Annotated in this window: 6 protein-coding genes; all 6 read right to left on the bottom strand. The window is 40.3% G+C overall.

Translation table 11 applies throughout. From position 1 onward, the window contains the following. The coding region (locus tag ACO6VE_RS24205; protein WP_422464033.1) for a hypothetical protein at positions 1–769 on the bottom strand (769 nt) is incomplete at its 3' end. 5 nt (positions 770–774) lie between these two features. After that, the gene (locus ACO6VE_RS24200; RefSeq protein WP_422464031.1) at positions 775–1,281 is read right to left on the bottom strand and encodes a hypothetical protein; all 507 of its coding nucleotides are present in this window, start codon (positions 1,279–1,281) and stop codon (positions 775–777) included. Then, positions 1,250–1,381 (bottom strand): hypothetical protein, encoded by a 132-nt coding sequence (locus ACO6VE_RS24195; protein ID WP_422464029.1) that lies wholly within the window; start codon positions 1,379–1,381, stop codon positions 1,250–1,252. The genes ACO6VE_RS24200 and ACO6VE_RS24195 overlap by 32 nt, the downstream gene beginning before the upstream one ends. A 150-nt stretch (positions 1,382–1,531) precedes the next feature. Next, entirely contained in the window at positions 1,532–1,678 is a 147-nt protein-coding gene (locus ACO6VE_RS24190; protein WP_422464028.1) for a hypothetical protein, read from the bottom strand. Continuing rightward, the gene (locus tag ACO6VE_RS24185) at positions 1,675–2,451 is read right to left on the bottom strand and encodes a hypothetical protein (protein WP_422464026.1); all 777 of its coding nucleotides are present in this window, start codon (positions 2,449–2,451) and stop codon (positions 1,675–1,677) included. The genes ACO6VE_RS24190 and ACO6VE_RS24185 overlap by 4 nt, the downstream gene beginning before the upstream one ends. Then, a partial coding sequence (locus tag ACO6VE_RS24180) for an HlyD family type I secretion periplasmic adaptor subunit (RefSeq protein WP_422464024.1) occupies positions 2,441–3,024 on the bottom strand: 584 nt, incomplete at its 5' end. The genes ACO6VE_RS24180 and ACO6VE_RS24185, both read right to left, overlap by 11 nt.

The raw sequence follows: 3,024 nt of genomic DNA, 5'->3' as shown, positions 1-3,024 counted from the left end.
GATCCTTCAAGGCTTCAAATCCATTAGCCGCCCTCTCACCATTGGTGAGCGTAGTCTGGTTGCCAAAGAGTTCTGCGCCACTGGAAATCTGACCGTCAGCATTTCTATCGAAGACCAGAAGGCCATCGTTTTTACCTACCCAGCCAGTCTTTTCAGCCAGAAGATTGCCATCATGATCAAAATAAACGCCTTCTGACTTATTGAGGGTTTCAACACCATCGCCGTCTAAGTCGAGGATAATAGGTGAGGTAAGGCTCTCAGCTTCATTGAATGTTGGGGTATCAGTGTTTGAATCAAATAAACCAAGGAATCGCTGGAAAGGTCCTGAAGCGTAGGCTTCATCATAAGCAGTTGTCAATGAATCAAAGATATGCCTACCACCCTCAGGCCTCACAAGAGAGTAAGCCCCTAAAGCCACACCCGCAACTGTTGCTACCAAAGCTGCAGCCCCCGCACCAGAAGCCAAAGCAGCGGCACCCAAACTTGCTAGGCCGATGCCTAAAATATCTTGAATAGTATTATCACTAACATAGCCTTGATCTATCTCACCCTTTAATTTCTCAGCCACTATGCTTGCTTGTATAGCTTGAGCTGCTGGAAGGCCTTTGCCAGCAAGTTGCGACATAGAATTTAAGGCACCATATAAATCAGCTGCAGCGTCTAAATCATTCCCTTCTGAATAATTTTCTGCCGCTTTTGCTATTGAAACGCTGGATGCTTTTCCATTAATAATATTAATAGCAGCCTTCGCATTACTTAAATTTGCCATAATAGTTACCTACTTATTTTTTTTACGCACAACATAAAAAAGAGGGAGAAGAACAGTGCACATAAAAACCAATTAACAAATGAAACTGGCTTCATGTATTCTTCTGCCACTAAGTTTTTGTTTATAACAGGCTTAGAATTTAAAAATATCTGACCCACAAATAATTCTTGAGTTATAAGGTTTGTGATCAAGTATTCAACACAGACACTATCTCCCTTACCTACATTTATTGCAGAAAGTGCATCATGAATATAGTGATCCCCAACCTCAAAAAATTTGATTAGTCCATCTTTATTTTTCACCTTCATTCTCCATGTGGCAATACTTAGACCCGGCTCACTAAAATGATAGCTCTGAACTTTTCCACAGAACTTTGTGACACCCATTAAGTCGCTCTCTTTTCTAAGGTTTTTCTCTACAAATGAAGAGAAAAATATTATAAAGAACACAATAAGTAGAGATGAAAAGTATCTCTTCCCTTTAGATTGAGGCATTGAAAAGACGATACGCACTTCTTTCTCCTTTTCCCAATGCTTTATCAACAATAAAGCAAACAACAAAATCAGCTGCCCACACTCCAATACCTACATAAGGCTCTAGTTTTGAACTCATTTTAAGGTCACCTCCGAGCACCTCTATTTTTATTAAATAAGCCATTTGTTATAAAAACGGCTTTCCCTAGGAAAACCAAAACTAATAACTAATCAGAATTAAAGGACATCCATAAGTTTACTTTTCTCAATTGAGAAATTTATGGGTGTCCTAGATTCTGGCATTTGATGCTGTATTTTCTAAGGCAGTGATTGTTCCACCAATAGTGTTATTTAATATCTGCCTAAGATCCTCATGACCATCACCAGAAAAATCTAGATCAAACCAGTCTTCTATATAATTTTGTTCTTCGCTCATTTACTAACTCCATTTTTATGGTTCTGTCGATATTGCTCTATTGAGGCTCTTTTTAATTTATAGAAACAGGCTAAGGAAAGAATGAAACCCATATTATGGAGAAATAGAAAGCCAAAATCCGATGACTCTAAACCACCACATTTTGCAGAACAATTCTCTGATACCACAAGACTAGCTTGGAATGAGAAAACACAGAGAGCCACTATAATCAGCAGTATGAAATAAAGAAAGTACATCATATGCGATGGTATTGGTTCATCATCTTCATGCTGGATAGAGAATTTTTTCTGAGCTGATGATAAAACTAATGAATGAGATAACATCAAGAAAAAAGTCAGGATTGACCAGTAGACACTAAAAGTATAGTTGTGCAAGACCTCTGGTATTCGTTCAAGCTTACCCAATACAATCAAAGAGCTTTCTGTTTTACCTATGCCAGAAGCTATTGTGCGAGCTGCATTTTCAAAATGGCTATATGTTGCAATGTAAGCACTGTAACCTTCATGACTTGCTGCCCTGAAGAGAATAATAAAAAAGAAATATAAAGCTGGAAACCCTAGCAACAAGTAATACAGCCACTTTTCATTGTATTCCAAAACATCAATACTTCTAAAGTGGGCATCGGCAATACATAAAATGCAGCATAGAATAATATATGCTGACATGCTACGAGCTGCTGTGGAGACTTCATTACGCCAAAGAAAGACAAAGAGAAAAAGAAAAGTCACTAAGGCTATTTTGAAATATACACTTAGATTTGTGTCATCTTTCACGAATGCTCTCCTGTTTGAATTTCAATAACGGACTCAAGAAATATTCAATGAGCCGCCGCTGCCCAGTTTTTATTTCCACAGCTACACTCATACCCGGAGACAAGTTGACCTGCCTGCTGCCAACCTGCATCCAGTCTTTTTCGATTTGAACATTGGCAAGGTATCTCAGCCCTAACTGCTCATCGGGCACGGCATCGTTGGAAACGTTGGTTAACATGCCATCAATCAAACCGTATTTGGTGAAGTTAAAGGTGTCGATTTTCACTTCAGCGCTTTGTCCTTCATGAACAAAACCAATGTCTTTGTTCAGTATCCAGGCTTCCACTTCCATCTTTGCTTCGGCGGGTACAATCTGCATCAGTGCCTGCGCTGGCTGTACCACACCGCCGATGGTGTGCACCTGCAATTGTTGCACCGTGCCATCAATGGGTGAGGTGATCTGTTGCTGGTCGTGCAACTCTTCTGCTTTGATGCGTTCCTGTTCCAGTGTGTCCAGCTGACGGTGCAGCTGTTCCTGCTGATCCAGGCTTTCCCGGCGAGTCTGTGCATGGAGGCTGGCCAGTTGATGTTGCA

The organism is Endozoicomonas sp. ALB115 (assembly GCF_049310245.1).
GTDB lineage: Bacteria > Pseudomonadota > Gammaproteobacteria > Pseudomonadales > Endozoicomonadaceae > Endozoicomonas.
This window is presented reverse-complemented; position numbering and strand designations above follow the sequence as displayed.

Bases quoted from the DNA above. Each gene is read 5' to 3' on its own strand.
- ACO6VE_RS24195 (WP_422464029.1), bottom strand. From the start codon at position 1,381: ATGAGTTCAAAACTAGAGCCTTATGTAGGTATTGGAGTGTGGGCAGCT.
- ACO6VE_RS24190 (WP_422464028.1), bottom strand. From the start codon at position 1,678: ATGAGCGAAGAACAAAATTATATAGAAGACTGGTTTGATCTAGATTTT.